The 25,997-nt window shown below is 56.3% G+C and carries 22 protein-coding genes; 12 read left to right on the plus strand and 10 right to left on the minus strand.

Annotation, left to right across the window (positions count from 1 at the left end; genetic code table 11):
• Positions 1–272: 272 nt before the first annotated feature.
• Both KGA97_RS03770 and purU read right to left on the minus strand, forming a co-directional pair.
• A complete protein-coding gene (locus KGA97_RS03770; protein WP_207285822.1) occupies positions 273–464 on the minus strand; it encodes a hypothetical protein in 192 nt (63 codons plus the stop codon).
• Between the two features lie 86 nt (positions 465–550).
• The gene (gene purU / locus KGA97_RS03775) at positions 551–1,399 is read right to left on the minus strand and encodes a formyltetrahydrofolate deformylase (protein ID WP_008031689.1); all 849 of its coding nucleotides are present in this window, start codon (positions 1,397–1,399) and stop codon (positions 551–553) included.
• Positions 1,400–1,738: 339 nt separating this feature from the next.
• On the opposite strand from purU, the gene mvaT reads away from it, so the two are divergent.
• A complete protein-coding gene (gene mvaT / locus KGA97_RS03780) occupies positions 1,739–2,116 on the plus strand; it encodes a histone-like nucleoid-structuring protein MvaT (protein ID WP_007933316.1) in 378 nt (125 codons plus the stop codon).
• Positions 2,117–2,215: 99 nt separating this feature from the next.
• Here the strand turns inward: mvaT and sbcB are convergent, their stop codons facing one another.
• Entirely contained in the window at positions 2,216–3,646 is a 1,431-nt protein-coding gene (gene sbcB, locus KGA97_RS03785) for an exodeoxyribonuclease I (RefSeq protein ID WP_223480237.1), read from the minus strand.
• Between the two features lie 184 nt (positions 3,647–3,830).
• On the opposite strand from sbcB, the gene KGA97_RS03790 reads away from it, so the two are divergent.
• From KGA97_RS03790 to KGA97_RS03840, 11 genes are all read left to right on the plus strand, one after another.
• Positions 3,831–4,556 carry an RDD family protein gene (locus KGA97_RS03790; protein WP_223480238.1) on the plus strand — a complete coding sequence of 242 codons (726 nt, stop codon included), beginning with the start codon at positions 3,831–3,833 and terminating at the stop codon, positions 4,554–4,556.
• Complete coding sequence (locus KGA97_RS03795) at positions 4,553–5,530, plus strand: stage II sporulation protein M (RefSeq protein ID WP_223480239.1); 978 nt, start codon at positions 4,553–4,555, stop codon at positions 5,528–5,530. The genes KGA97_RS03790 and KGA97_RS03795 overlap by 4 nt, the downstream gene beginning before the upstream one ends.
• Positions 5,517–7,064: a DUF4129 domain-containing protein gene (locus KGA97_RS03800; RefSeq protein ID WP_223480240.1), complete on the plus strand. Its 1,548-nt coding sequence runs from the start codon at positions 5,517–5,519 to the stop codon at positions 7,062–7,064. The genes KGA97_RS03795 and KGA97_RS03800 overlap by 14 nt, the downstream gene beginning before the upstream one ends.
• Positions 7,061–8,224 carry a DUF4350 domain-containing protein gene (locus tag KGA97_RS03805; RefSeq protein ID WP_223480241.1) on the plus strand — a complete coding sequence of 388 codons (1,164 nt, stop codon included), beginning with the start codon at positions 7,061–7,063 and terminating at the stop codon, positions 8,222–8,224. The genes KGA97_RS03800 and KGA97_RS03805 overlap by 4 nt, the downstream gene beginning before the upstream one ends.
• Positions 8,225–8,364: 140 nt before the next feature.
• Positions 8,365–9,510, plus strand: a complete 1,146-nt coding sequence (locus tag KGA97_RS03810; protein ID WP_223450199.1) for a tyrosine-type recombinase/integrase — start codon at positions 8,365–8,367, stop codon at positions 9,508–9,510.
• Positions 9,510–11,189: a hypothetical protein gene (locus KGA97_RS03815; RefSeq protein ID WP_223450198.1), complete on the plus strand. Its 1,680-nt coding sequence runs from the start codon at positions 9,510–9,512 to the stop codon at positions 11,187–11,189. Before KGA97_RS03810 ends, KGA97_RS03815 begins: the two co-directional genes overlap by 1 nt.
• The gene (locus tag KGA97_RS03820; RefSeq protein ID WP_223450197.1) at positions 11,186–13,066 is read left to right on the plus strand and encodes an integrase; all 1,881 of its coding nucleotides are present in this window, start codon (positions 11,186–11,188) and stop codon (positions 13,064–13,066) included. The genes KGA97_RS03815 and KGA97_RS03820 overlap by 4 nt, the downstream gene beginning before the upstream one ends.
• On the plus strand, positions 13,063–13,503 hold the full coding sequence (locus tag KGA97_RS03825) for a TetR family transcriptional regulator (RefSeq protein WP_223450196.1): 441 nt from the start codon (positions 13,063–13,065) through the stop codon (positions 13,501–13,503). The genes KGA97_RS03820 and KGA97_RS03825 overlap by 4 nt, the downstream gene beginning before the upstream one ends.
• Before the next feature lie 1,881 nt (positions 13,504–15,384).
• Positions 15,385–15,540 carry a hypothetical protein gene (locus KGA97_RS03830; protein WP_223450195.1) on the plus strand — a complete coding sequence of 52 codons (156 nt, stop codon included), beginning with the start codon at positions 15,385–15,387 and terminating at the stop codon, positions 15,538–15,540.
• Positions 15,541–15,586: 46 nt separating this feature from the next.
• On the plus strand, positions 15,587–16,828 hold the full coding sequence (locus tag KGA97_RS03835) for a hypothetical protein (RefSeq protein WP_223450194.1): 1,242 nt from the start codon (positions 15,587–15,589) through the stop codon (positions 16,826–16,828).
• Between the two features lie 677 nt (positions 16,829–17,505).
• A complete protein-coding gene (locus tag KGA97_RS03840; protein ID WP_223450193.1) occupies positions 17,506–18,195 on the plus strand; it encodes a hypothetical protein in 690 nt (229 codons plus the stop codon).
• 356 nt (positions 18,196–18,551) lie between these two features.
• Here KGA97_RS03840 and KGA97_RS03845 read toward each other — a convergent pair whose 3' ends face one another.
• From KGA97_RS03845 to KGA97_RS03875, 7 genes are all read right to left on the minus strand, one after another.
• The gene (locus KGA97_RS03845) at positions 18,552–18,821 is read right to left on the minus strand and encodes a hypothetical protein (protein WP_223450192.1); all 270 of its coding nucleotides are present in this window, start codon (positions 18,819–18,821) and stop codon (positions 18,552–18,554) included.
• A gap of 53 nt (positions 18,822–18,874) precedes the next feature.
• Entirely contained in the window at positions 18,875–19,093 is a 219-nt protein-coding gene (locus KGA97_RS03850; protein WP_223414687.1) for a hypothetical protein, read from the minus strand.
• 90 nt (positions 19,094–19,183) lie between these two features.
• A complete protein-coding gene (locus tag KGA97_RS03855) occupies positions 19,184–19,534 on the minus strand; it encodes a copper-binding protein (RefSeq protein WP_223450191.1) in 351 nt (116 codons plus the stop codon).
• Positions 19,531–22,689, minus strand: coding sequence for an efflux RND transporter permease subunit (locus KGA97_RS03860; RefSeq protein WP_223480242.1), 3,159 nt, complete (start codon positions 22,687–22,689; stop codon positions 19,531–19,533). Before KGA97_RS03860 ends, KGA97_RS03855 begins: the two co-directional genes overlap by 4 nt.
• Entirely contained in the window at positions 22,686–24,167 is a 1,482-nt protein-coding gene (locus tag KGA97_RS03865; RefSeq protein ID WP_223450189.1) for an efflux RND transporter periplasmic adaptor subunit, read from the minus strand. Before KGA97_RS03865 ends, KGA97_RS03860 begins: the two co-directional genes overlap by 4 nt.
• Complete coding sequence (locus KGA97_RS03870) at positions 24,164–25,420, minus strand: TolC family protein (RefSeq protein ID WP_223480243.1); 1,257 nt, start codon at positions 25,418–25,420, stop codon at positions 24,164–24,166. Before KGA97_RS03870 ends, KGA97_RS03865 begins: the two co-directional genes overlap by 4 nt.
• A 99-nt stretch (positions 25,421–25,519) precedes the next feature.
• Complete coding sequence (locus KGA97_RS03875) at positions 25,520–25,861, minus strand: hypothetical protein (RefSeq protein ID WP_109631482.1); 342 nt, start codon at positions 25,859–25,861, stop codon at positions 25,520–25,522.
• Between the last annotated feature and the right edge of the window lie 136 nt (positions 25,862–25,997).

A 25,997-nucleotide genomic window follows, 5' to 3' on the forward strand; every position in this document is an offset into this window, starting at 1 on the left:
GAGAGGCCGAGCGCAGGTTCTGCGCAGTGGGCAACCCGGCATGGATGCCGGGTTAGCCGCCCCCGGCCATGGATGGCCGATGGCGGCGGGCCCACGGAGCAGGACCGGAGCGAGGGCATGCCGAGCCTTAGCGAGGCACCGAACGAAAGGGGCAAGAGCCTTTTGGTTACTTTGGGGCTTTTCCAAAGTGACTCGCCGTAAGGGCGAAACCAATTGCCGCCGTTACCGCAGAAACGGATATGTACACAATCAAAACGAGCAAACGCCAGACCTCAAGACCGCTTCGCCGGCAAGCCAACTCCTACAAGGTCAGGCTCAGGATTCAACTGCTCCCACAACTCCGCCGCACCGGGAAATTCCGTGCCGTCTTCAGCGCTCATATCATCCGGATCATAACGACTCAAACACCCCTCCCCCAATGTCGCGGGAGCCTTGGAAGTAGCTTTGTCCAGTGGATCAGCCATGGTCATGTCCTCAGTGCAGAAACGGCGAAGGGCCTGGAACGATTGAACGCCCAGGCCCTTCGAATTTCAACCGCGTCGTGTGACGGTCAGAACACTACAGTCTTATTACCGTGCACCAGCACCCGATCTTCCAAGTGATAACGCAGACCGCGGGCCAACACCATTTTCTCGACATCACGACCGAAACGCACCATGTCTTCGATGCTGTCACTGTGGCTGACGCGCACAACGTCTTGCTCGATGATCGGGCCGGCGTCCAGCTCTTCGGTCACGTAGTGGCACGTCGCACCGATCAACTTCACCCCACGCATGGAAGCCTGGTGATACGGCTTGGCGCCGACGAACGACGGCAGGAAGCTGTGGTGAATGTTGATGACCTTGTGCGCATACTCGCTGCACAACTCGGGCGGCAGGATTTGCATGTAGCGGGCAAGTACCACCACTTCGGCATCGTGCTGTTTGACCAGGCGCGAGACTTCGGCGAACGCCGGCTCTTTATCCTGCGGATTGACCGGTACGTGGTAGTAAGGAATGCCGTGCCACTCGACCATGCTGCGCAAATCATCATGGTTGGAAATCACACAGGAGATTTCGCAATCCAGTTCATCGCTGTGCCAGCGGTGCAGCAAGTCGGCAAGGCAATGGGACTCACGGCTTGCCATCAACACCACGCGCTTCTTCTGCGCGGTATCGGTAATGCGCCAGTTCATCGAGAACTCTTCGGCAATCGGCGCAAACGCCTCGCGGAAAGCCTCGATACCAAAAGGCAGCGAGTCGGCACGAATTTCGTGACGCATGAAAAACCAGCCACTGAGATTGTCCGAGTGGTGGCTCGCTTCAGTGATCCAGCCGTTATGTGACGCCAGAAAGTTACTGACTTTAGCAACGATGCCGACGCGGTCCGGGCAAGCAATCACCAGCCGAAAAGTGCGCATGAGGGGGAAACTCCAGAACTTCGCAAAGGCCGCCATTCTAGCGATTGCGCAAAAAAACTGCAGTATAGATGACACCTCGCGTTGCACGAAGGCCGGTGGCACAAGCGTTGAGGGCTGTCGGTTACCTGCGCGATGGTGATCCTGTCAGCATTCTTCAAGCATTCAATTGTGAATATCTGTGATACCTGCGTCACACTATTTAACTGTACATCCAATTTGCGCCCTATTCATCGCAACTAATTTAAATAAACCCCGGTTAAATGTTTACTTGATGAAACACCCTGACTATTATTGCCGCACTGTCCCCTGCCATCCAGCGCACAACATAAGGTAGTCCCCATGTCCTTGATCAACGAATATCGTGCCACCGAAGAAGCTATCAAAGAGCTGCAAGCCCGTTTGAAGAACCTGTCCCAAGACGACAAACTGCAAACCGAGCTGGAATTCGAAGGCAAACTGCGCACCCTGATGGGCGAATACTCCAAGTCCCTGCGTGACATCATTGCGCTGTTGGATCCAGAATCCAAAACCAAAGCACCACGCGGCGGCGCAGTAAAAACTACTGGCACCAAGCGTGCTCGCAAAGTTAAACAATACAAAAACCCGCACAACGGCGAAGTCATCGAAACCAAAGGTGGCAACCACAAAACTCTGAAAGAGTGGAAAGCCAAGTGGGGCGGCGACGTGGTTGAAGGCTGGGCTACCCTGCTGGGCTAAGCCGCAAAGCTTGTCGCAGACCCATCCGCGACAAAAAAGAACGCCAGCAATCGCTGGCGTTTTTTTATGCCCGAGATTCAGGCCCGTGCATTTTCATTTTCAAAGATTCAAACGTTTGCGCAATGCCTGGACATAACTGTTCCACTCATTGAGCACCTCTTGCTGGAATGGCGTCGCAGTAATGTTCAATTGGGCTGCAGCTTCTACAAATGCTTCCAGGGTATTGGGTGCCCCGCACTCGGGCGCTGACAAACGTTGCTGACAGAATACTCGCCAGCGTTCTTGCTCTTCGAAACTCAACGTTTCGGGAAAGTTACGTGCGCGATATCGAAACAATAATTCAGGCAAACGTTCATCATCGAAAGGCCATTGCTCTTGCGCTAATTGCGCCGGGTCAGCCGCCCGGACTTGCTCACAAAGACGCCGGTCCCGATCACCGATAAAACCATCGTATAACTGTTGTTCAGGGTCTTGGCTCTGGGCGAAATCCTCTCGGGCATAAATGGCCTGAACTTTATCTCGCCAAATTGTTTGTGCGGCACTTAGTCGCAGCGTGCGTTCCTGATAAAGCGCCATATCCAGCCCCAGTCGTTGCTGATCATCGGGACGAAGCACCGACAACGGCGCCACCACCGGGCATTTGTTGATGTGGATGAGTTTGAGCGGCACCGGCAGTTCGCCTTCGGCCAGTTCATCGCGACGGGTATACAAACGCTGGCGCAAGGTCTCGGCATCCAGGTCGAGCAACCCCTGGGGATCCAGGTGCAGGTCACAGACAATCAGCGCGTTCTTGTTGCGCGGATGCCAGGCCAGCGGCAACACCACGCCGACATAACTGCGTGCCGCCGAAAAACGCCCGGAAATGTGCACCATCGGCTGCAACAGCCGAATCTGATCCATCACCTTTTGTTTGCTGCGCAACTGAAACAGCCAGTCGTAGAGCTTCGGCTGTTTTTCCCGGATCAGCCGTGCCAGTGCGATGGTCGCGCGAACGTCCGACAGCGCTTCGTGAGCATTGCCGTGATCGATACCGTTGGCGGCGGTCAGGCGTTCGAGTTTGAGCGTCACCCGTCCTTCGTCGTCCGTCGGCCAAACCAGGCCATCGGGCCGCAAGGCATACGCCGCACGCACCACATCGATCAGGTCCCAGCGACTGTTACCGCCCTGCCACTCGCGGGCATAGGGGTCGAAGAAATTTCGGTACAGGCTGTAACGAGTCATCTCGTCGTCGAAACGCAAGGTGTTGTAACCCGCGCCACAAGTGCCCGGTGCCGCCAGTTGCGCGTGAACCCGAGTCATGAAATCGGCTTCGCTCAAACCGTGTTCGGTCAGTTGGCCCGGCGTGATGCCGGTGATCGCGCAGGCTGCCGGATGCGGCAGGATGTCTTCACTGGGCTGGCAATAAAGATTGACCGGCTCGTCTATGACATTGAGATCAAAGTCAGTGCGCAGCCCCGCCACTTGCAGTGGACGATCGCAACGCGGGTTGATGCCGGTGGTTTCATAGTCGTACCAGAAGATCGAGGTCACGGGCTATTCCTGAACTGAAGATCGGCGAAGTCTAGGCGTTCACATCCCGCCCCGGCCAGTAATCTTGCATTCAATCACCTCTGACCACGCACCGTGCAATACATAGTTATGTCGTTTCCCCCCGTGAGGCTGCTAGCATCGGACACACAGAGAATCCCGATCAGGCCACATCACCAGGTTGCCCATGCTCGAGACCACAGCACTGCAAAGGAAAGCGACGCTGTCCCCGCCACTGGATACGCGGTATCAGGTTGAAACGCCGGAAGGCATCGACTTGCCACTGCGCCCGGCCGGGTTGATGGTCCGTGCGCTGGCGTTCTCCATCGACCTCGGGCTGCGCGGGCTGATTCTGGGTCTGCTGTTTATCGTCCTCGCGTTTCTGGGGAAACTCGGCGCCGGGCTGGGCTCGATCCTGCTGTTCGCAGTGAGCTGGTGGTACATGGTGTTGTTCGAAGTGCTCAATCAGGGACGCTCGCCGGGCAAGCAATGGATGGGCCTGCGGGTGGTGCAGGATGACGGCACGCCGATCGGCTGGTCCGCTTCGCTGTTGCGCAACCTGCTGCGATTTGTCGACCTGTTGCCGTTCGGCTATTTCCTCGGCGCCATCAGTTGCCTGCAACACCCCAGCTTCAAACGCCTCGGCGACCTCGCCGCCGGCACGCTGGTCATCTACCGCGAACAGCCGCTCACCCGACCGCAAGTGCCCGACGCCGAACCGCGACGTCCGGCCTTCGCCATGACGCTGACCGAGCAACGCGCCATCCTAGGGTTTGCCGAACGCCAGGGTGAACTCTCCGAAGCGCGGGTCAATGAACTTGCCTCTATCCTCGCCCAACCGTTGAACGTCGCAGCGCCACGGGCGGTGGCGGAACTCAACGGCATCGCCCGCGGCTTGTTGGGCCCCGCATGAAGCAAAGTCTTTTCGAGAATCGCCACAAGGCTGAATGGGCGCAGTTTTCCCTCATGCTCGACAGTCTGGAGCGCAATAAAGACACCTCACGTGTCGCCAGTTTTGCGAAAGACTATCGCCGGCTCTGCCAGCACCTGGCGTTGGCTCAGGAACGTGGATACAGCAGTTTCCTGATCGACTCGTTGCAGCAACAGGTCCTGCGCGGGCATCAACAACTTTATCGACATCGCAGCCGCCTGGGTGCCAATGTGCTCGGCTTCATCCTCGCGGATTTTCCGCGGCTGGTGCGCGAACAGTGGCGCTTCGTGCTGGCCGCCAGCCTGATGTTTTTCGGCAGCCTGATCGGCTTCGCACTGTTGGTGTATCTGTTCCCGGACCTGGTCTACAACCTGATCCCGGCACAACAGGTCAGCGACATGCAAAGCATGTACGACCCCAACGCCGGGCACCTGGGCCGCTCCGCGGAACGGGCGGCCAGTGAAGACTGGGTGATGTTCGGCTTCTACATCATGCACAACATCGGCATTGCTTTTCAGACGTTCGCCAGCGGTTTGCTGTTTGGCCTGGGCAGCGCGTTTTTCCTGTTCTTCAATGGCTTGATGATCGGCGCGGTGGCCGGGCACCTGACACAGATCGGCTACGGGCAAACCTTCTGGTCGTTCGTGATCGGCCACGGTGCTTTCGAACTCAGCGCCATTGCCCTGGCGGGTGCCGCCGGCCTGCAACTGGGCTGGGCATTGATCGCACCGGGGCGCCTGCCACGCGCCGAAGCGTTGCGAGTCGCGGCGCGCAAAAGCGTATTACTGATTTGCGGGGTCATGCTGTTTCTGTTGATCGCTGCATTTATCGAAGCCTACTGGTCATCCATGACCGGGCCGGCGCCGATGACCAAGTATCTGGTCGGCGCGATGCTGTGGTTTTTGGTAGCAATGTATCTGCTGTTTGCCGGACGGACTCGTCATGCGCCTGAGTGACGCGACCGTGGTGATCCGCCCTCGAACAACCTGGGAAGCCATGGACCTCGGCGTCCTGCTGAGCCAGCGGCACCGACGCCTGTTGATGACCAGTTGGGCCATCGTGACCTTGCCGGTTTTCGCCATGCTCACCTTGTTGTTGTGGGATTCACCGTCCCTCGCCGCCTTCATTTTCTGGTGGCTGAAACCGGCGTTCGAACGCCTGCCACTGTACATCCTGTCCAAAGCCATGTTTGGTGAAACGCCCACTTTGAAACAGGCGCTGCGCCAATGGCCGAGATTGCTCAAGCCACAATTGCTCGCAAGCCTCACCTGGCGACGCTTGAGTCTGAGTCGCAGTTTCCTGATGCCGGTGGTGCAACTCGAAGGCCTGAGTGGGCAAGCGCGGCAACAGCGCTTGCAGGTGCTGTTGCAACGCGACGGCGGCGCGGCGCGATGGCTGACGATCATCGGCGTGCATCTGGAAAGTGCACTGTGGGTCGGCCTGATGGTGCTGTTTTATCTGTTCCTGCCGCAACAGGTTGAATTGGACTGGAGCTGGCAGACGCTGCTGTCCGCCGCCACACAAGACTGGCGCTGGCTGGAACACCTGACCAACGTGTTTTACGTGTTGGTGCTCGTGGTGTGGGAACCGGTTTACGTGGCCTGCGGCTTCAGCCTTTATCTGAACCGGCGCACGGTGCTGGAGGCCTGGGATATCGAGCTGGTGTTCCGTCGTCTGCGCCAACGTCTGAGCAGTACCGCCGTCGCCCTGCTGCTGGCGGCATTTTTGCTGATGCCAGCGGCGCAAACCGTGTGGGCCGCCGAGCCCGCGATCTCACCGGACAGCCCGCGTCTGCTGGACCAGCCTCTGACCAGCCAGGCGTCCCGGGACAGCATCAAGGCGATCCTCGATCAGCCGCCATTCAAGAACAAGGAAACGGTCACCCGCTATCGTTTTGGCGGCGAAGACAAACCCGCCGCCGAAACACCGGACGATGGCAAGGCCCCCGAGTGGCTGAAGGCGCTGCTCAAGTTGCTGGATAACCAGCGTTTCGGTGCATTGGCCACCCTGATTGAAGTGCTGCTGTGGGGTACGGTGATCGGGGTCATCAGTTTGTTGATCTGGCGTTACCGCGACTGGTTGCAGGCGTTCGTCAGTCGCCGACCGAGGTTGCCGCGCAAAGTTGCACGGCCGCTGCCACAGCAAGCATTCGGCCTGGACCTCAACCGTGAAACCCTGCCTGCCGACATCGCCGCCAGTGCGGAAAGCCTCTGGCAAACCAACCCGCGTGAAGCTCTCGGATTGCTTTATCGCGCCCTGCTCAGTCACTTGCTGCACGACTACAACATGGCGCTGAAACCGGCCGACACCGAGGGCGAGGTGCTGGAGCGCGTTGAACACCTGCAGCAACCCGCGCTGCTGACTTTCAGCAAAAAACTGACGGGGCACTGGCAGAACATGGCCTACGGGCATCGCCTGCCCCCCGCGCAGGTGCAACAGGAACTCTGTGATGGCTGGCGGGCGCTGTTCGGCCCGGGAGCGGCGCATTGAACCGGCGTCTCTGGCTGGCGGTCGGCGTGTTCATCGCGGTGCTATTGGCTGCGCTGAGTGTTTATCTGTTTTTCAAGGCAACGCCCTATCAGGCAGACATCGATCACGGCCCTTCGCCCGAAGCCCAGGCCAACCCTTATCTGGCCGCCGAACACTTCCTGCGCAAACAGGGCCTGACCGTCGGCCATGCCAACAGCCTCGACGTGCTGCCGACGCTGGACCCGCACCAGCACAGCCTTTTGTTGCTCGGCGACCGGTACAACATGACGCCACGGCAGATTGACCAAGTGATGAACTGGACCCGCGCCGGTGGGCGCCTGTTGTTCATCGCCGAATCACTGTGGGATGAAAAAACCGGCCAAAGCAATGACCTGCTGCTCGACCGGGTGCAGGTGCACCAGTCACTGAGCAAAGACCTCAAGGACCCGCCACCCGCTACCGGTGAGGATCCTTACCCCAACCTGACCAAACTGTATCTTGAGGATGAAGACGCCCCGGCCTACGCCACCTTCGATACCGCGTTCCATCTCGAAGACCCGAACAATCTCGCGCAAGCCTGGGCCAACAGCGGCAAGGCCACGCACATGATGCAACTCAACCAAGGGCTGGGCTCGATCATCGTGGTCACCGACGCCGACCTGTGGAAAACCCCGGCCATCGACCAGTACGACAATGCCTGGCTGCTCTGGTACCTGACCGCGGACACCCAGGTGACGCTGCTGTTCAACACCGATCACGACAGCCTGCTGACCTTGTTGCTGCGCTATTTCCCTCAGGCATTGGTCGCGCTCATCGCCCTGATCGGCCTTGGCCTCTGGCATGTCGGTGTGCGCCACGGTCCATTGATTGAACCGGCGCCGAGAGCCCGTCGACAACTTCAGGAACACCTGCGTGCCAGCGCCGATTTCATCTTGCGCCGCAGCGGTCAGGACAGTCTGCTGCAAGCCTTGCAGCAAGACATCCTGCGCCGGGTGCGGCGCCGTCATCCCGGTTTTGATCAACTCGGCGTCGCCGAACAATGGCTGGTGCTCGCACGCCTGACCGGCCAACCCACACGCGCTATCAGCCAGGCCATGAGCCCGCGACCGAAGCAACGGCTGTCCAGCGTTGAATTCAGCCGTCAGGTCGCCCACCTGCAAACCTTGAGGAACGCCTTATGATCTGGAGCGTTGCTGTCGTTAGATCTATATGATATTAAAATCATAGCTCTGTTCATGGGGAGTGAAGGGTCGCATGGTTAGCCTTTACACAGACCAAGCAGACAGAGTCACAGAACGATTGGCCGACGACAGGGTGAAAGATGGAGCTAGTGTGGGGCACCGAGGATTTCGTAATCGCAGGGCAACCTTACCAAGGGTTTCCGATTCTGCTATGGGACTCGATGGAGAGCTGCACTCAGGCCAATCTATTCTTCCGTCGTTACCTCCTTCGTGGGGAGATCGGCTCGAAGCAATCCTGGCCCAGTACAGGAAGAGCGCTGTACGACTTCTTCAGCTTCCTGCAAGCCCATGACCTCGATTGGCGGGACGTAGATCGTGGTGAGGCCAAGAGCCTTGTAGCTGCCTACAGGGACTACTGCCTGGTGACTTGCGAACTGGCCCTCAACACTACCCGCCAGCGACTGACGTACATCTGCAAGTTCTACGAGTTCGCCCTGGAGAAAGGTTGGGTTAAGCGCCTGCCGTTCGGTCACGAGGAGCGAACTGTAAAGCGCGAATCCAGCTTCCTTGAGCATGTTAATGCCAGTGGTGGCAAAGCCTTGGTAAACGATGTGATGCCGCGTCGTCACAAGCCTCTGCCCAAGTTTCTGAGCATGTCCCAGACCAAGTCACTTATGTCCGTAGCGGATAATCCACATCACCGAATCATGATTCAGCTGGCCCTGCGCACAGGTCTGCGTCGTAACGAATTGGCGACTTTCCCACTGACGTATGTTTTCGACCCAGACAAGGCCGGACGAACCGAGCGCAATCTTCGCATCCGACTGGATCCTTTCGACGGCAGCGGCATGGAGACCAAGGGTAGTAAGGAGCGAGATATCTGGGTCAGTCGCAAGTTCATGTCCGAACTCCACCGCTACGTGTCCAAGGTACGTGGCGAGCGGGCGTCTCTGAGCAAGAACCAAAAGCCACTGTTCCTCAACCATCTCGGAGAGCCCTACGGCAGCGCCGGCAAGAGCCTGAACCGGATCGTTAGCGAGACCGGGAAGCTCGCTGGAATTGACGTCAATGCCCACATGCTGCGTCACACCTACGCAACCCACACCTTGGTCAACCTTCAGCGCAACCCACAGAACGGGCTCGATCCCTTGGTGTTCCTGCAGGGTCAACTTGGCCACAGCTCGGTTCAGACCACCATGATCTATCTGCACTTGGTCAACGAAATGGCCGATGAGGCCGTGTTTGCCTATGACGACGAATTGAATGAGATGGCGGGAGCGGCTTGATGGGTAAGCGTAAGGTATTTACCAAGACTGACCTCAGCGTCCCACAGGTCGAACACAGCGTGGACGCGGCAGGTAATGTGATCATCTTGCCTGAGGCTATCCCTCCAGCAAACACAGTGGTCTCATTTGGGCGCAACTCATCCAACGCCAGAGCATTCGATTTTGCTCGGTGGTACGGTTCAGGTATTGATCCCATCACCTACGTCTGCCAGCGACAAATCGAGCGCTTCCTAGCAGGGCAAGAGGGCATCCTCTCGGTTGCTACAGTGGTGAGTTATTGCAACAGTGGATTAGTGAAATTCCTAGATTTTTGCGTGCTCCAGGCGATGGCCTTAGCGCGTGAGTTGACGCTGAATGATGTGAGTCGGAGCCTTATCGACAGCTATCTAGGCCATCTCGCTGGACAGGCATTATCCACCCCTGGACAGAAAACCTATTACGCGCGTGCCAAGGCGGTGCTTCATGCCCTTGGGACGCGGGGCATTTTCCCGCTGGTCACGTCTGGCGATGATGCCACCTTTCCGCGCAACCCATTTCCGAACTCCAATCGCAAGTCCAAGGGCGAGACGCCCCTATCCAAGCGTGAACGACAAGAGTTCGCAGCGGCATTGCGGCAGGCCATAAAACCCATTTTTATCAATGACGCGCCGCCAACCAGTGAACTATTGGCCTACAGCTTGCTGGTCGTGGCTCTGCATACCGGACGTAATGCCACTCCATTGCTAGAGATGGGCCGCAATTGCTTACGTCCCCATCCCAAAGACGACACCGTCTTCCTCGTGCTATGGAAGCGCCGTGGCTACAACACCAGCAAAGTAGCTATTCGAACTGAGTCGAAGGCCGAGCGCGTGCTGGAGGCAATGCCCAGCGTCAGGGTCAACGTGGAACGCCTGATCCGTCGCGTGATGAAGTTGACTGAACCCCTGGATTCAGAAGCTCCGGACGACCTCAAGGGTCGCGTGTGGCTGTACCGCAATCGGCAAAGAAATTCAACGAGTGAGGTCACGTCACTATCCGGAGGAATGTTGGAGGCAGGCACGGCCAGCCTGGTAGCTGAGTATGGGTTGAAGGACACCGACGGAAAACCGCTTCGTATCAACATCGCTCGCCTACGTAAGACTTTTGCAAACCGCATCTTTGAGCTAACTGATGGAGACCTCGCAACCACCGCATCTGCTCTCGGCAACACCCCACGGATCACCGATCAGAACTATTTAGCTCCCAACGAGGATGCTCGGCGAAACTGGCGGTTCATGGGAGAGTTGTTGGTGGAGGAGCTTCTGACTGCGACTATCGGTGCAACCTACAAGGAAAACCCCTTAGGCCGCTGTGCAGATCCTGTAAACGGCCAGTTCGCCCCGAAACGCGAAGGCGCAACCTGCATGAATTTTATGAACTGCGTGCGCTGTAAGCACTACGCAGTGACCGCCGAAGACCTCTACAAACTGTTCAGCTTCTACTTCCGCGTTCTGGCTGAACGCTCCCGTATGGACAAGCGTCGGTGGGCACGTGAGCTTGCCCACATCCCTCGCCTCATCGACGACTACATCATTGCTGAGGGACTTCGCCGTGGCACCTTCAAGCCTGCTGCAGTGGAGGCCGCGAAGCAGCACGCTCGTACTCAACCTCACCCGTTCTGGTCTGTTGAGCTTATTGGCAGCTTGGAGGTCTTCTCATGATTGAAGACATCTCAGAAGATCTACCTTTTGCGACCATCACCGCTCAACCTGGAGATGTGCGCGGCCTGTCCGATTCAGAGCAAGATAGGCTGATCATCAGTGCCAATCAAGTTGATGGGCATTGGGTGATTATCAGCAGATATAGTGATGACGTTTGGTATCTCAATGGCTTCCCTAAAAACGTTGCGATCAGTGATAGACGGATTGCTTTCGATACGGTGCCCCCAGTGTTTCGTCAGGTTGTGAAGGCAGTGTTTTATCGTTATCTGAGACGAGGTCGGGAGGCAGGTAATCGGCCTAGAGGCGCGACAATTACCGGTCTCTTCACTGGGCTGTCACCCTTCCTACGGCACTTGGACGCTCTGAAACTTAGCCAGCTTGGCAGTGTGACACCTGTGCTCGCCGCCACGTATGTCAAGGCCTGTAAGGCTCATTTACAACCTCGCAACGGTAAGCCGTTATCAGCAGACGGCTTGCACGCTCGATTCAAGGCTGTAGAGGCGTTGTATGAGTTGAGTCAATACACCGATGACAAGTTTCCACAGCATCCTTGGCCTGAGACTTCTGCAAGAGCAATGGCGGGGATACTCGGTACGCCCAATGGGGGGAAGACACCACTGATTCCCGATGATGTGTTCTGTACTTTATTCGAGGAAGCTCATCAGCAGGTGGAGCGAGGTAAGCTACTGCTAGATCTGCGCGATGACTTGGATAATATCGCCTCGAAAGCAGGGTTTCAGAAAAGATTCGACGTAATCCGAGCTAAAAACCAGCACTTGAGTGAGGTGGGTTGGGAGGGTGGCCTTAGGAAGTTCAACAAATCGCTATTAGACCTACGCACAGCCTGCTACATCGTTCTGGCGAGCACCTCGGGTTGCCGTAATCACGAATTGGCTAACCTGCAATCGGGGGCGCATCGGCGCACCGAGGATGATGACGCGACGATTTACCATTGGATGCGATCTAAATCGGAGAAGACTGATGAAGGAATCCATGACTGGATGATCCCAGAGGCAGGGGTTCGGGCCCTCCGCGTCATCGAGCGCTGGGCTACGCCATACCAAGCGATGATTTCCGACGAAATCATTCAGCGACGTCTAACAAACGCGCAAGATCCAGAGATCACTGAAGCCCGTGCGCATCGTAACTCTGTGTTTCTAGGCTTATACCCCAAAGAAGGTAATCGAGTTCGTACACTTTCTAACGCGGGTTGGGACGGCCTTTTAAAGGCATTTGCCAAGGACTGCGGATTGAAATGGAAGCTCGCCAGCCACCAATTCAGACGCAAATTCGCTAACTACGCCGCCCACAGCCGCTTTGGCGACCTGCGCTACCTCAAGGAGCATTATGCTCACTGGTCGCTGGACATGACCTTGGGATATGCCATGGACGAAAGCTGGGGACAACATCTGGATCTTGATTTGTACGTTGAAATTCAAGGTGAGATGGAAGACATCAAGCTCGGCATCGTCGACGGATGGATTGGTGATGAACCCTTGGCCGGAGGCTACGGGCGCGCCATCAAGGGCTGGCAACGAGAACCGGAAAACCTGCTGATCTTCAAAGATCGTACCTCCATGCTGAAGTCCATCTCTGAGAGCACAGCGATCCGCAGCAATGGCCATGCCTGGTGTACGGCAGACAACGACGGTTGTGTCGGCAACACCCTTGAGCGTACCCGTTGCAGTGGTTGCGACCACTCCGTGATCGGGAGTACTCATGGGCCCATCTACCAGCGACTCTACGATGACCTTAAAGAACTGCTGAACTGCAAAGACATTGGTGAAGGAGGTCGCCAACGCGTTGAGCGCGACCTGAACCGCTGCCGAGAGGTTTTGGTACAGCTGGGCGTGCCTCCAGAGGCTCTAAGCGCATGAAGAGCAAGGACAAATCAGCCAATTACAAGCCTGCCGTGGATCGAGCGAAGGATCTGAAGCTAGCCATCTATTGTATCCAAAATGGTCGATCTCGTAGCGGGGAAACTAAGGTGACCATCGCCGCTGTGGCTCGTGAGGCCGGAGTATCGACGGCGCTCATCCATAATTACTATCCAGCAATCGCAGAGGCTATACGAGAGCTCCAGGGACGATCCAGTCGTGCCATGCGAGATGTCAAACATCAAGATCTTATTGCCGAGCGTCAGAAGTCTGCGGGCTACCGTCATGAGATTGAGGAGCTTCGGGCCAAGCTCGCGACCATCGCATCCATCAATGAGGTACTGCTGGACGAGAATCAGACGCTCAAGGCTAAGGTGAAAGAACGAAACGTGGTTGAAATGGTTTCGTCCACCCGCATAGATAAATCTCGCATCTGACGAAGTCTCCACTAATGGAAATCAAAAAAATCCGAATATCGGTCGCTGTGGGGATGGCATTTACCTGCCCCCCCTCAGATCCGGACTTACGGAACTACCACCTGAAACTCCTACAACCTCGGGTATGTGGTGCGAAACGATCCTCATCCGCATCGCTGAATCACCCTCTTTCACCCTGCCTTTCTTAAGCTCAACGATCACTATCTGCAGGCCTGAGCTTAACTAACAGGGCACGCGACACGATGCACCTCAAGATGCTGCACCCGAGGTTGTCTTCTGGCGACGAGGTAGCGTTGCGCAAAACGTATGATCTTTTCGCACAGGGAGTTGTGTCCCGATCATTTGATCATCGCACCTTTCGGTAATCATCAACGCTGCGGTAGTGGTGGCATGCCCTTGCAGGGACGGCTGTCGTTAACCAAGCCATGTCTACGACAGGTCTTGGCCCTGCGGGCTTCCATCCTCATGCCCTCCGACCTTCCAGGTCTGCGCGCTCCGCTTGCCTGGCAACGTGAGTCACTCCCTATCAGCAGCATTAGCCACGCAGGGGGAAGACGGCCTTTATAGTGATCAGATCCCTCCTAACAAAGGTAGCCTCCGCTTAAGGGTATGCTCATAACATACTGATTTTTCGTCGGAAATCTCGGAAAACCCACCTTTCTTCCTTGACCCCTGCAGCCCCGTAGGTTTCATTTCACACCACAACCTCGGAGAGATGCAGTTTGAAATCTAGGATGCTGAGCTCGCATTTAGGTCTGTCTTTTGCGTGCCCTACCGGGCCGGCTGTCGTGAACCAGGCCCGGCGATGCTCGCCGTTGTCCCGGCCCTGCCGGGCTTCCATCCTTAAGTCTGCGCGCTCCGCTTGCCTCAAAGAAAAGCCGTAGTCGCTTGCTGGAAAATAAGAGGTCTCTCCAAGCTGGGAGACCTTGCTAAGGGAGAACCCTGAGATGCATCAGTCACCATATCCCCCCCCAATGAAAATGCGTTCCATGTTTCGACAGCAATGGAGAGCGGTATGATTTTTTTATGGCGATGCATCGAATTCGTTTGGCGTGACAAAAGATCTGGCTCAGAGCAAGCGAGAGATCGCGCCTTCATTGCTGCCCTCAATAAGCTGCAGTCGCTCCGCGTGACACCTGACGGCGGCATGTCGATAAATCCAGACGAGATACGAGAGCAAGTGATAGCGAGTCGACGATCACTCAAACGATTCGTGCGATGACCATCTGCGGTCTTGCTGGCGGAATGAGCCGAGCCGTCGGCTCGAAGGAGCGACGGTTGGACAGCATTGGATCGTGCTCGACTACCGCCTTGTGAACTACGCCAGCACTCGAATGCGCTCATGAAGCGCAAAGCCCCGGTTCTAGGTAATCCTAGGTCTGAACAGATCCCTGCAAGGGAATCCGCACCGGGGTTGTGCTCTTCAATGGACAGCAGCATCAAATAGGCTGCGTACTTTCGCCGAAATTATCTATTCAATCGTCGTCCGCGTGTACGTCGTGACCTGCAAGAATTGCGCGAAATCGGCGCACTGCGGTCGATAGCCATTCCGACTCAGGCATTCCTTCTGCCCGAAGTAGCGTGGCGCTCTTCGTCAAGACAATGTCTGCGTCCAGCATAAGGTCAAGTGTGCTTCGGTCGCAGATAATACCGGGAGGCAACATGGAGCAGCTAACGATGACACTGCGTTCATGCTATCGCACATGGACTATCTTTCAGCCGGGCCTTTGGGCCCGAAATGGCGACCGCAGTCTTGGAATTCGCAGGTTGTGATGCAGTTTTCAGATTTTTTCCGAGTTTGCCCCCCTGACTGCAATCGGGAGCCTACGTAAAGTCGACCACAACGCTTAGGCGTTCAATCCGACCTTAAAGGAAAATGACATGACCAAGAAAGCTTCAGGCGCAAAATCGCAGCCTATGACTCAAGACGCCAAATCCCGCATCTACTCCGCGACGGCTCGAGAGAATGACGGCATTATCCCTCCGAATAGCTTTGCTTCCCGAGCAGCGAGTGCGGCAGACAAAACAAAAAAATGAAGGATCAGTGCCCAAGGGGGATTTCCTCCTTGGGTCAGGTGATTGTATGAAACTTCCAGTCTCACCCTATCCCTCTATAGGCGAAATCGTTTACGAGGTTGGCACCCGTAGCGGCCTTGTTCTTTCAACTGATAACACTGGCTTCTACGATGATTTAAAGGCATTCAAGGACGAGCGCAAGCGCCCTGGTCTCGATCCGATTGAAATTCCAACCACCATTCTGTGCAAGCTTGAAAAACGATTGGCCGTCTTCATTGGGGATGAGGTGTTTGCTAACGCAATTTTTGTAGCATGGCGTCGCTGGCTCGAATATTACGCGTCCCTTATCCCCCGACACGATGCAGGCTTACTCAACCGGCGAGAAATGATGTACCTGTTGTGGCCGACAATTTTCGCGTTTGGCGGCAGCTTAGTGTTGAGGATGACTCATCACATTCTGCCAGTCGTATCTTTGGATAAATTGTTGTCTGACCCAGCACCGCTCGGTTGTCTCATTAAGGCTTTCTGCACCAGGGGGGTTCAGGACTACGTCCAGATTTGTGAGTTTCGGGCAGAGGTGAATGCAATCGACCTCGACAATTGCCGAGATACTCTCGATGCATGGCTCAAAGGCTCGGCAGTTCCTAATCTGGATAGAGCTGAAGAAATACTGCAGGCGCTGGGTCTCAGCGATCAGTTCGCTCCCAAGCTGTGGATGGTGGCCTCCAGGCTCCTAGGCCGTACCCCCTTGAAGTATCGTGAGTCGATCTTAAATCACCTGAATCTTCCCGAGGGTTCCGGAACCATCGAAGAGGCTTTCTTCTGGCGCAAGCGAGAGCTATCAATGGAGCGGGGAAAAGCTCTAAATATCGGCCCAGATCGACCGTATTCAGCACTTCGAGAAGCACTCTACGACCCGGCTATACCTAGAGATGCGGATGCCGTTGAGGACATGCTTGGCCGTCTTGAAAAGACGTGGGAACCCATTGCTGAGGAGACATGCCACATCACGAAATGGCTTCGTGGACGCTTTCTAGTTCTGTCCGGACAGGAAGAAGAAGCCATGAAATGCTATCAGGATGCTTACGTGCATGGTGTGGGAAGGGAAGGTGATGTCTTCAGCCACGTCCTGCCTGAAGCTCTCGCACTTGCCAGCAGGCTGGGTAAGAAAAAGTGGGTAGCTCGGTTCGACTCGTTGCTTGGTCTTCATTGGAAGGGGGACTGGGATGGTGACCCTGAGTCGTTTGAGGGGCTTTTCGAAAAGCATTTCGATAGTCGGTTGCTGTACAGAAAAGATGAGTCCAAATAGGAGTGATGGCGTTACGGTTCATGCCCCTTTGGGGACGGCTGTCGTAAACCAAGCCCCGTCTATCGACGGGTCTCGGCCCTGCGGGCTTCCATCCTCATGCCTTACGACCCTTGGGGTCTGCGCGCTCCGCTTGCAGGATAACCGGGGCCATTTCCAATCGGCTGTCTGAACGAAGCCGCCGTCTACATGATGATCTAGGCCCTTTCCAGCTAAGGGTATGCTCGTAAGATACTGATTTAAAAAGGGAAAGAAAAAATATATTTGCCTTGTCTCCTTGACCAACCCTATCTCATGGTCTTCATTCTAGGTACCACCTAGGAGAGATGCAGTCATGCCCTTTTTATCCGTGTTTCATCCTGAAAGCGCTCCTGTATCGCTCGGCGATAACCTCCACTACGTCGTGTACAGCGCTCTGCAGTGGAATGACGCCAACCTGCGGATTGATGACCATAGAGGTCGATGGCTGGCAGATCACATTCTTCATTGACTGTGGCGATCTGGATTACTGCGACAACGGCGTTTCCCCTGACGATAGACGATATGAGTTCAGCTCAAAAGATGCATTTGATTCGGTCGGGCTTTTATCCCCGGACGAGCATCGACAGGTAGAAGAACTGCTTCGTCATATGTGAACAATTTGTAATTGTTCGACCACACTGCGAGGCTAGGAGCACGGCATGAACGACGACTACGTAGATAAGGCCAAAGGCCTTTTGTCTGCTATTGGCATCCATCAGCTTTCGGAAGGTGTATGGGCATTCACGGATGTTCACACTGCCAACCAAGCCTACATCCACCACTCACTACAACCAGTCGCCCTTGCTGCCTACGCGGCAGTTAACCCCACGTTCGCTGCTGGCCGTTTTCCAGGATGGGCGTTGGTTGATATGGTCGATAAAGTGCCTTGCATGGACGGTGGTGAGCTTACGGCGCTGGCGATGGTTTGCGGAGCATCCATCCCTACACTCCCCTGTGCATCAGAGCGCGGACATATTTTTGGGCAAGCTCTGTGGGGAATCGTAGAGGCTTACTTGCTTGATGGTTGTTTTGAGCACGTCGAACGCCCCTATGGAAGTCCAGGCAGGCATTACAACTTGCGGCCTCGCGGCTTCAATTGGGCTGGCGGAGAAGAGCCAATGCCCGAATCCTTGAAAGCAATGCGCAAAAGCTATCGCGCAATGTCGCCGCTGCAACAGGTCATGGTTTTAACGATTATGCACTTGTACAGCCAGGGTAAAGACAAGGCGTATCTGACGGGGGGCTGTCCGACGAAAATTCCTGCCGCCGAGGCAATGGACATCCTCCGCAGTAATGGGTCGGCGCTCTCGGCCTGGGGTTACTTGGTTACTCATTACGCGGGCTGGTAAGTCATGGTTTTTTGAGCCCCCATGGCGGCAGAGATGGTATGTCGTCGGATTCACAAGAGTTGATCCCGCTTTAATACCCACCCGTTGTATGCCGAGAGCGACCTGCACCTGAGTCGAAGATACGATTTGGCCTTATGAAGGAGTGCTAGCGGCAATCACCCCAGGTGCTTTCGATTGTTTCGCTATTTTTTTGACCGCAAAACAGACATCCGTTAATGACCCCAAAATGGGTCATTAAATGGCAAAAGCTAGGTTAGTGTCCCTTTTAAGGGACATTAAGTGAGGTCGTGCCTAGCCGAATCATCTCGCACCGGATAGTTGGGGCGTTACAGGCGCGATGCGCCTCATTAACGCGCTTAGAAATGAGCGACTTCAATCGTCCACGAAGTAAGGGCTGGATTGATCAGGCGTGCGTTAGGCACGGCCCTACGCACATCCTCCACGGTGCTCTCAATTGCGTGATTTGCAGAGGGGGCTTCACGGACGAATTCCAACGCCAAGCGACCTCGCTGTCGGACTCCGACCAATGCATCATCGCAGCCTTCTTCCGCCAAGCGATCCAATACCGCATCCACATCCATGTCGCCCGCTGGTAATAGATATTTCAGGGTGAAAGTACACTCCATCGCTGGCCTCCGGCTCTGAGCTCTTGTGCCTCCATCATAGTGGGTGAGGATGCCTACAACTGGCGTAGTCGCATGATGGCGTCCGTGATGCCACGGGCATTTGTGTCCAGCGTTTCCATGGCAGCAACCGCGTTGTCGGCGACACTCCCCACTCCATTCTCTGAAAGCCACTTGGTAACTTCTTCTATGGCCGCAGCTAAGGCATGCTGATTGTGCAGGAGCAGTGTGAGGGCGTCCGCTGTGGCTATGTTGGCGTCAGAGTTATTTAGCATGGGTATCGTCCGTGAGTAACCGATGCGCGAAGCCTAGCTGAATTTGCCCTTGGCTGGATCCACCGCTCCCGATTCTTGCTCGTTACATCCTTATTTTTTAATGGAAACGATTGCGGCTTTGCCATCCTTTACCTTAAAGGAAAACGATACATGGTCTCCGACCTTCAGACCTGTCAGCTGATCTTCCGTCACTGAAAAGGCCATGGTCATTGGAGGCCACTGTACGGCTGGAACCGCTCCGTGGGAGATGGTCACCGTATTCTTCGTAGTATCTATAGCCTTGATCGTTCCCTCGGCATTGGCAACTTGAGCCTGTTTTGAATCTTGTTCCATCTGCATGCCCTCCATACCGTCCATTTTCATGCCCGGCATATCCTCCGCTTGGACAGAAAGTGAAAGCGCAAATACGGTGCTTGCAACTGCAATCATGGTCAGTTTCATACGACTTTTCCTTGAGGGTTGATGGGTTCAACTATGAGGTGCCGGCGACGCATCAGGCGATAGGCTGCCGGAATGACAAACAGGGAAAGCAAGGGGGCCGTGATCATGCCGCCGACCATAGGCGCGGCGATGCGGCTCATCACTTCGCTACCAGTACCGCTGCCCAACAAAATGGGTAAAAGGCCGGCAATGATCACGGCAACGGTCATGGCCTTGGGTCGAACGCGCTGCACAGCGCCTTCGCGAATGGCCGCAACCAGCCCGCGCTCAGTGTTGTCGCCGAGGTCTTCACGCTCGGCCCAGGCGTTCTTCAGGTAAAGCAGCATGATTACGCCGAACTCGGCAGACACCCCGGCCAGGGCGATAAAGCCGACTCCGGTGGCGACCGACAGATTGAATCCCAACAGATAGAGGAACCATGCCCCGCCCGTCAGTGCGAATGGCAGCGTGGCCATGATCAACAACGCCTCATCGAAGCGCGCAAACGTCAGGTAGAGCAGCACGAAGATGATCAACAGCGTGGCTGGCACCACCAGTTTGAGGCGTGCGTTAGCCCGTTCCAGAAATTCGAACTGCCCTGAGTAGCTCAGGCTCATGCCGGGCTGCAACTTGACCTGTTCATTGACGACCTGGCGTAGATCGGCGACCACAGAAGCAATGTCCCGGCCACGCACATCGATATACACCCAGCCTGAAGGCCGTGCGTTCTCGCTCTTGAGCATTGGCGGCCCGTCGCTGACCTTGACCTTCGCCACAGTGCCGAGGGTGATCTGGCTGCCTAACGGAGTGTAAATCGGTAATCGCTCCAGGCTGCCGACCGAGTCACGCCATTCACGTGGGTAACGCACGTTAATCGGAAAGCGTGCGAGGCCTTCAATGGTCTCCCCGACGTTTTCGCCGCCGATAGCGCCGGCAACGATGGACTGCACATCAGCGATATTTAGTCCGTAGCGGGCGGCGGCCTTGCGGTCGATATCCACGTCGATATAGCGGCCACCGGTCAGTCGCTCGGCCAGAGCCGAACTGACACCGGGTACACCCTTGGCCACCCGCTCGACCGCCTGAGTAGCGGCATCGATCTCCGTCAGGTTGGTGCCAGCAACTTTCACTCCGATGGGACTCTTGATCCCAGTGGCCAGCATGTCGATGCGGTTTCGAATCGGTGGTATCCAGATATTGGTTAACCCAGGAACTCGTACCACTCGATCCAGTTCTTCCACCAACTTTTCCTGGGTCATGCCTGGGCGCCATTGCTGATGAGGTTTGAATTGAATCGTGGTTTCGAACATTTCCAGCGGTGCCGGATCGGTAGCGGTTTCGGCGCGACCTGCTTTACCAAAGACGTGTTCGACCTCTGGAACAGTCTTAATCAGGCGGTCGGTTTGTTGCAGCAATTGCGCCGCTTTCTGCGCCGACAATCCCGGCAGGGCTGAAGGCATATAGAGCAGATCGCCCTCGTCCAACGGGGGGAGAAACTCGCCGCCCAAGCGCGACATTGGCCATAGCGCACTGACAAAAACCAATAGCGCCACCAGCAGCGTGATCTTTGGTCGACGCAAGACCGCGTCCAGAGCGGGCTGGTAGATCCGGATCAGCCAACGGTTTAGCGGGTTATGTTGCTCAGTGGGGATTCGACCCCGAATCCAGTAGCCCATCAGCACTGGCACCAAGGTCACTGACAATCCTGCCGCTGCGGCCATGGCGTAGGTCTTGGTGAAAGCTAATGGGCCGAACAATCGCCCTTCCTGTGCTTCCAGGGTAAAAACTGGAATGAACGACAGGGTGATGATTAACAAACAGAAGAACAGTGCTGGGCCTACCTCCGCTGCCGCTTCAGTCATCACATGCCAATGACGCTCTCCCTTCAGTTCCTCCCCAGGATTGGCCGCATGCCAGGCCTCGATCTTTTTATGGGCGTTCTCGATCATCACCACGGCGGCATCGACCATGGCGCCGATGGCGATGGCAATCCCACCCAAGGACATGATGTTGGCGTTGATCCCTTGGTAACGCATTACGATGAAGGCAATCAACACACCCACCGGCAGGGAGATGATCGCCACCAGCGATGAGCGCAAGTGCCACAGGAAGATCCCACAGACCAATGCGACAACGATGAACTCTTCGATGAGCTTGTGACTGAGATTTTCCACAGCACGGTCGATCAGTTTGCTGCGGTCATACGTTGTGACGATTTCTACTCCAGCCGGCAAACTGCTTTTCAGTTCGTCGAGCTTCGTCTTGACCGCCGCAATGGTCTCGCGAGCATTCTTGCCGCTGCGCAAAATCACCACGCCGCCGACGGTCTCGCCTTCGCCGTCGAGTTCAGTAATGCCACGCCGCATTTCCGGCCCCAACTGGATCGTGGCGACATCGCCAAGACTCACCGGTACACCTCCAGCACCGAGCTTCAACGGGATAGCACGAAAGTCATTAAGCGTTTTTAGGTAGCCTGAGGCCCGTACAATGAACTCAGTCTCTGCCATCTCCAGCACGGCACCACCGGTTTCCTGATTGGCCTTGCCGATAGCCTCGGTTACCTCAGCTTGAGTGATACCGAGGCTGGCCAGTTTGAGCGGATCAAGCTGCACCTGGTACTGCTTGACCATACCCCCCACAGTGGCCACCTCCGCAACGTTCGGCAGGGTCTTGAGTTCGAACTTTAGAAACCAGTCCTGAAGTGCACGAAGCTGTGCCAGGTCGTGTCCGCCACTGCGATCTACCAGTGCGTACTGATAGATCCAACCCACTCCCGTTGCATCCGGCCCCAACGCTGGCTTGGCGCTGGCTGGCAACCGACTTTGTATCTGACTTAGATACTCCAACACCCGTGAGCGGGCCCAGTACAGGTCAGTACCGTCCTCGAACAGCACGTAGACGAAGCTGTCACCGAAGAAGGAATAACCGCGCACCGTCTTTGCGCCTGGCACCGAGAGCATGGTGGTCGCCAACGGATAGGTCACCTGGTTTTCGACAATCTGCGGCGCCTGGCCTGCGTAAGTTGTACGGATGATCACCTGCACATCGGAGAGATCCGGCAGCGCATCGATGGGCGTGCTCTGCACCGACCAAATGCCCCAAGCCGTGACGAACAGTGTCGCCAGTAGTACCAGGAATCGGTTGGCCACCGACCAACGAATGAGGGCAGCAATCATGGCTGGCCCCCCGATTTATCCAGGCGCTCAACACGCAAGCCATCGTCAGTCTGGCTCACCGCGACCCGAACCTTGTCACCCGTTTTGAGGCCCTGCATCAGGGCCGGGTTGGCGAGTGGGAAAGTCATCGTCATGCCAGGCATGCCCAGCGTCTTGAAGGGGCCATGGGCGAGCGTGACTTCTTTGTCGTTGATCTCAACGATCTGCCCATCCGCCTCATGAAAACTGGAGGTTGCTGCGCTGGGCGGTGACTCTTCCTCCGAGCTTGCAACGATGCCCTTGAGACTGGCCTCCGAGTCGAGCAGGAACTGGCCAGACGTAACCACCTTCTGGCCTTCTTCCAGACCTTTCACTATCGCCGTCTTGCCATCGCTTTCCTGCCCGAGGTGCACTTCCACTGGACGGTAGCGGCCCGCGTCTTCGGCGAGCATCACCAAGGCACGTCGGCCAGTGCGAATGACAGCCTCGCTCGGCACCCACAACACACTTTGCCCGGTCGAGCGATTCAGGCGTACCTGCGCCGTCAAACCCGGTCTGAGGCGCCCGTCGGGATTGGGGAGTTCTACCCGCACGCGAAGAGTACGGCTGTCCGGGTTGGTCTCGGGCAAAATCGCGCTGACTTTGCCGCTGAGCATTGTCCCTGGGAAGGCTGGCAGACGCGCTTCGACCGCCTGCCCCACGGTGATCGATCCGGCATCCGATTCTGGAACGGCCACGGCTAGCCAGACACTGCTCAAGCCATTGACGCGTGCCAGAGTATCGCCAGTAGCCACAGTCATACCCGCACGTACATTCAATTCTTGCAGCACACCACCAATTGGGCTGGTGAGAGTCAGGTAGGGCTGAACCTTACCGCCACGCTCTACCTGAGTAATCAGTGCTGCCGGCATCCCTGTGAGCTGCAGTCGCTGGCGGGCCGCAGCCAACAAATCAGCATCCCCGCTGCGCTTCAATGCAAGAAACTCTGTCTGGGCAGCCGCCCATTCCGGCACCAGGATATCCGCCAATGCCGCGTTGGCTTTGAGCACATCACCGGGAGCGTGGGCATATACCCGCTCCACAAAGCCTGTGGTGCGTGCCTGAATCACAGCGACATCACGTTCGTTGAATCCCAAGACACCCGTCACATCGAGGCTGGAGTCAAAGATTCCACGGGTGACTGTTGCAAAACGCAGACCGAGATTCTGGGTCAGACTCGGATCGATACTGACGGTCGCTCGATCCCCTGCGCCACCGGCGTACTGAGGAATCAGTTGCATGTCCATGAAGGGGGACTTACCCGGCTTATCGAACTTTTGCTGCGGGTACATGGGGTCATACCAATACAGAGCCTTGCGTTCGTTAGGTGAATCGAGGCTCTGCTCCTGGGCAGAACTGGATACCCCATTCATGCGCTGTTGAGCGAACCAGTAACCACCGGCAATACCGAATGCCAGCGAGATGCCAACCATCAATGCCCCATTCCATTTAAGGTTCATTGACTGGCCTCCCCATAAGCAAAATACAGACGCGCACTGGTCAGCGCTCGCTGCTCTTCCACGTCGATCTGCTTGAGGCGGGCCTCGATGAGTTCACGTCGAGCAGCAACAACAGCGTTTAAATCGCCTTTGCCGGCACGGTAACTGGCCATGCTGAGTTCGACCTTTTCCTTGGCCAGCGGCAACAGGCTTTCCTGGTTACGGCGTACCGCACGATTCAGGCGCTCATAGTCAGCCAGTTCGTTTTCCAGTTGCTGGGTATGCTCGCGTAACAGGGCTTCGCGCTCGGCCTCAAGCTGACTGAGTTCCGCCTGTTTGGCTGCGATTTTGGGGTTTTGGCGAGAGTCAGGAAACAGCGGCAGATCCCAGGAAAATTGCACGCTGACCATATCGCCGAACTCACGGCCACGGCGCTGGTAATCCAGTTCCCAGCTCCAGTCTGACTGTTTCTCCGACACGGCTTCACGAACCTTGGCTTGCGCTTCGCGGGTCATCGGTGCAAACGCTGCCAACTCGGGATGGTGTTGCAGTTTATGGGCGTAGCTTGAGGTATCGACGGGCCATACAGGCAAGCTGCCCACAGGCTTGTCATCGGCGGTGGAGCCAATCCAGCGTTTGAGGGCAGCTCGGGCCTGTACGCGCTGGCGAATCAAATCGTCCTGCTGCTCCGCCAATTGAGCCGCTTCTTGCTTGGGCGTCACCGCATCGGCGGGTTGAGCGCGGCCCCCGGCAATCTGGGCCCGGACGGTATCGGTCAATAATCGGTTTTCTTTGTAGAAGTCCTGGAACAGCGCATCTTTGCGCTCAACCGCGTAGCTACTTATCCAGGCCAATGCCGTGGCCTGGCGTACCTTCAGACGTTCGACTCTACGCTCCGCAGCAGCGCGATCAACGGCCGCATCGGCGACCTCGATGCGCGCTTTGCGCTTGTCGCTGTTGGGCATCTCCTGCATGACACCGACCATCTGCATGGTCATGAAATCCTGGTCGATGCTCCAACGATCCGGGCCGCCAATGGGGTAGTTCTGCACGCCCACCAGCAGCTTGGGATCAGGTAATTCCCCAGCTGGAATGGCAGCACTGCTGGCTGCCTGAATTTTCGCGTCTTGTGCGGTCAGTGACGGCGCATTATTTTCGGCCAGCCGCAACGCTTCATCGAGCGTCAAGGCGGCAGCGAAACTCGGCAATGCCAGCACGCCTGCCGCCAGGCCAGCCACGAGATACCAGCCTGTGCAATTGCACTTGGAGTTCATGTTTACGATTCCTGTGATCATCCACTGCACGCTTCAAAAGACATGCGCACAGCTAGTTCATCCCGCTAATGCGGAATGAGGCTCAATGTGGGACAGGAATCAAACGCGAGGCGGTCGCCAAACCCCGGACGAGGTCTTTACAGGTAGGGAATCGCTGAAAAATGAAAGCACTACGGGGCTGAATACGGTTACAGGAGGCTTTAGGATCGAGACTTGCAACATGCCGCCCGTCTTGCATTCCTGGCCCGGCTTACAAGGTTTGCCGTGCTCGGAAGGGCTTTTCATGTCGTTGCAGCAGTCCATCCCCATATCGTCCATCATCGCCATGCCCATCGTCTTCATAGGGCACGGTTCTGTCGGTGCCTGAACGCCCGCCATCCCGCTGAGGGGAAGCGCCAAGCTGATCATGAAGATGATGCAAAACCGCAGATAGCGTTTCATGGGCTGGAGTGTAGTCGCTGCAAATGGCTCTTACAATTGGACACGGATCAACAAAAAGCTATCGTCAATCTCCAAAGCAAGCAATAAAGCCTATCAAGAATTAAGCCAGTATTACGCGAAAAAACTAGCCGTTGAG

This window comes from Pseudomonas sp. BF-B-15, assembly GCF_019946675.1.
GTDB lineage: Bacteria > Pseudomonadota > Gammaproteobacteria > Pseudomonadales > Pseudomonadaceae > Aquipseudomonas > Aquipseudomonas migulae.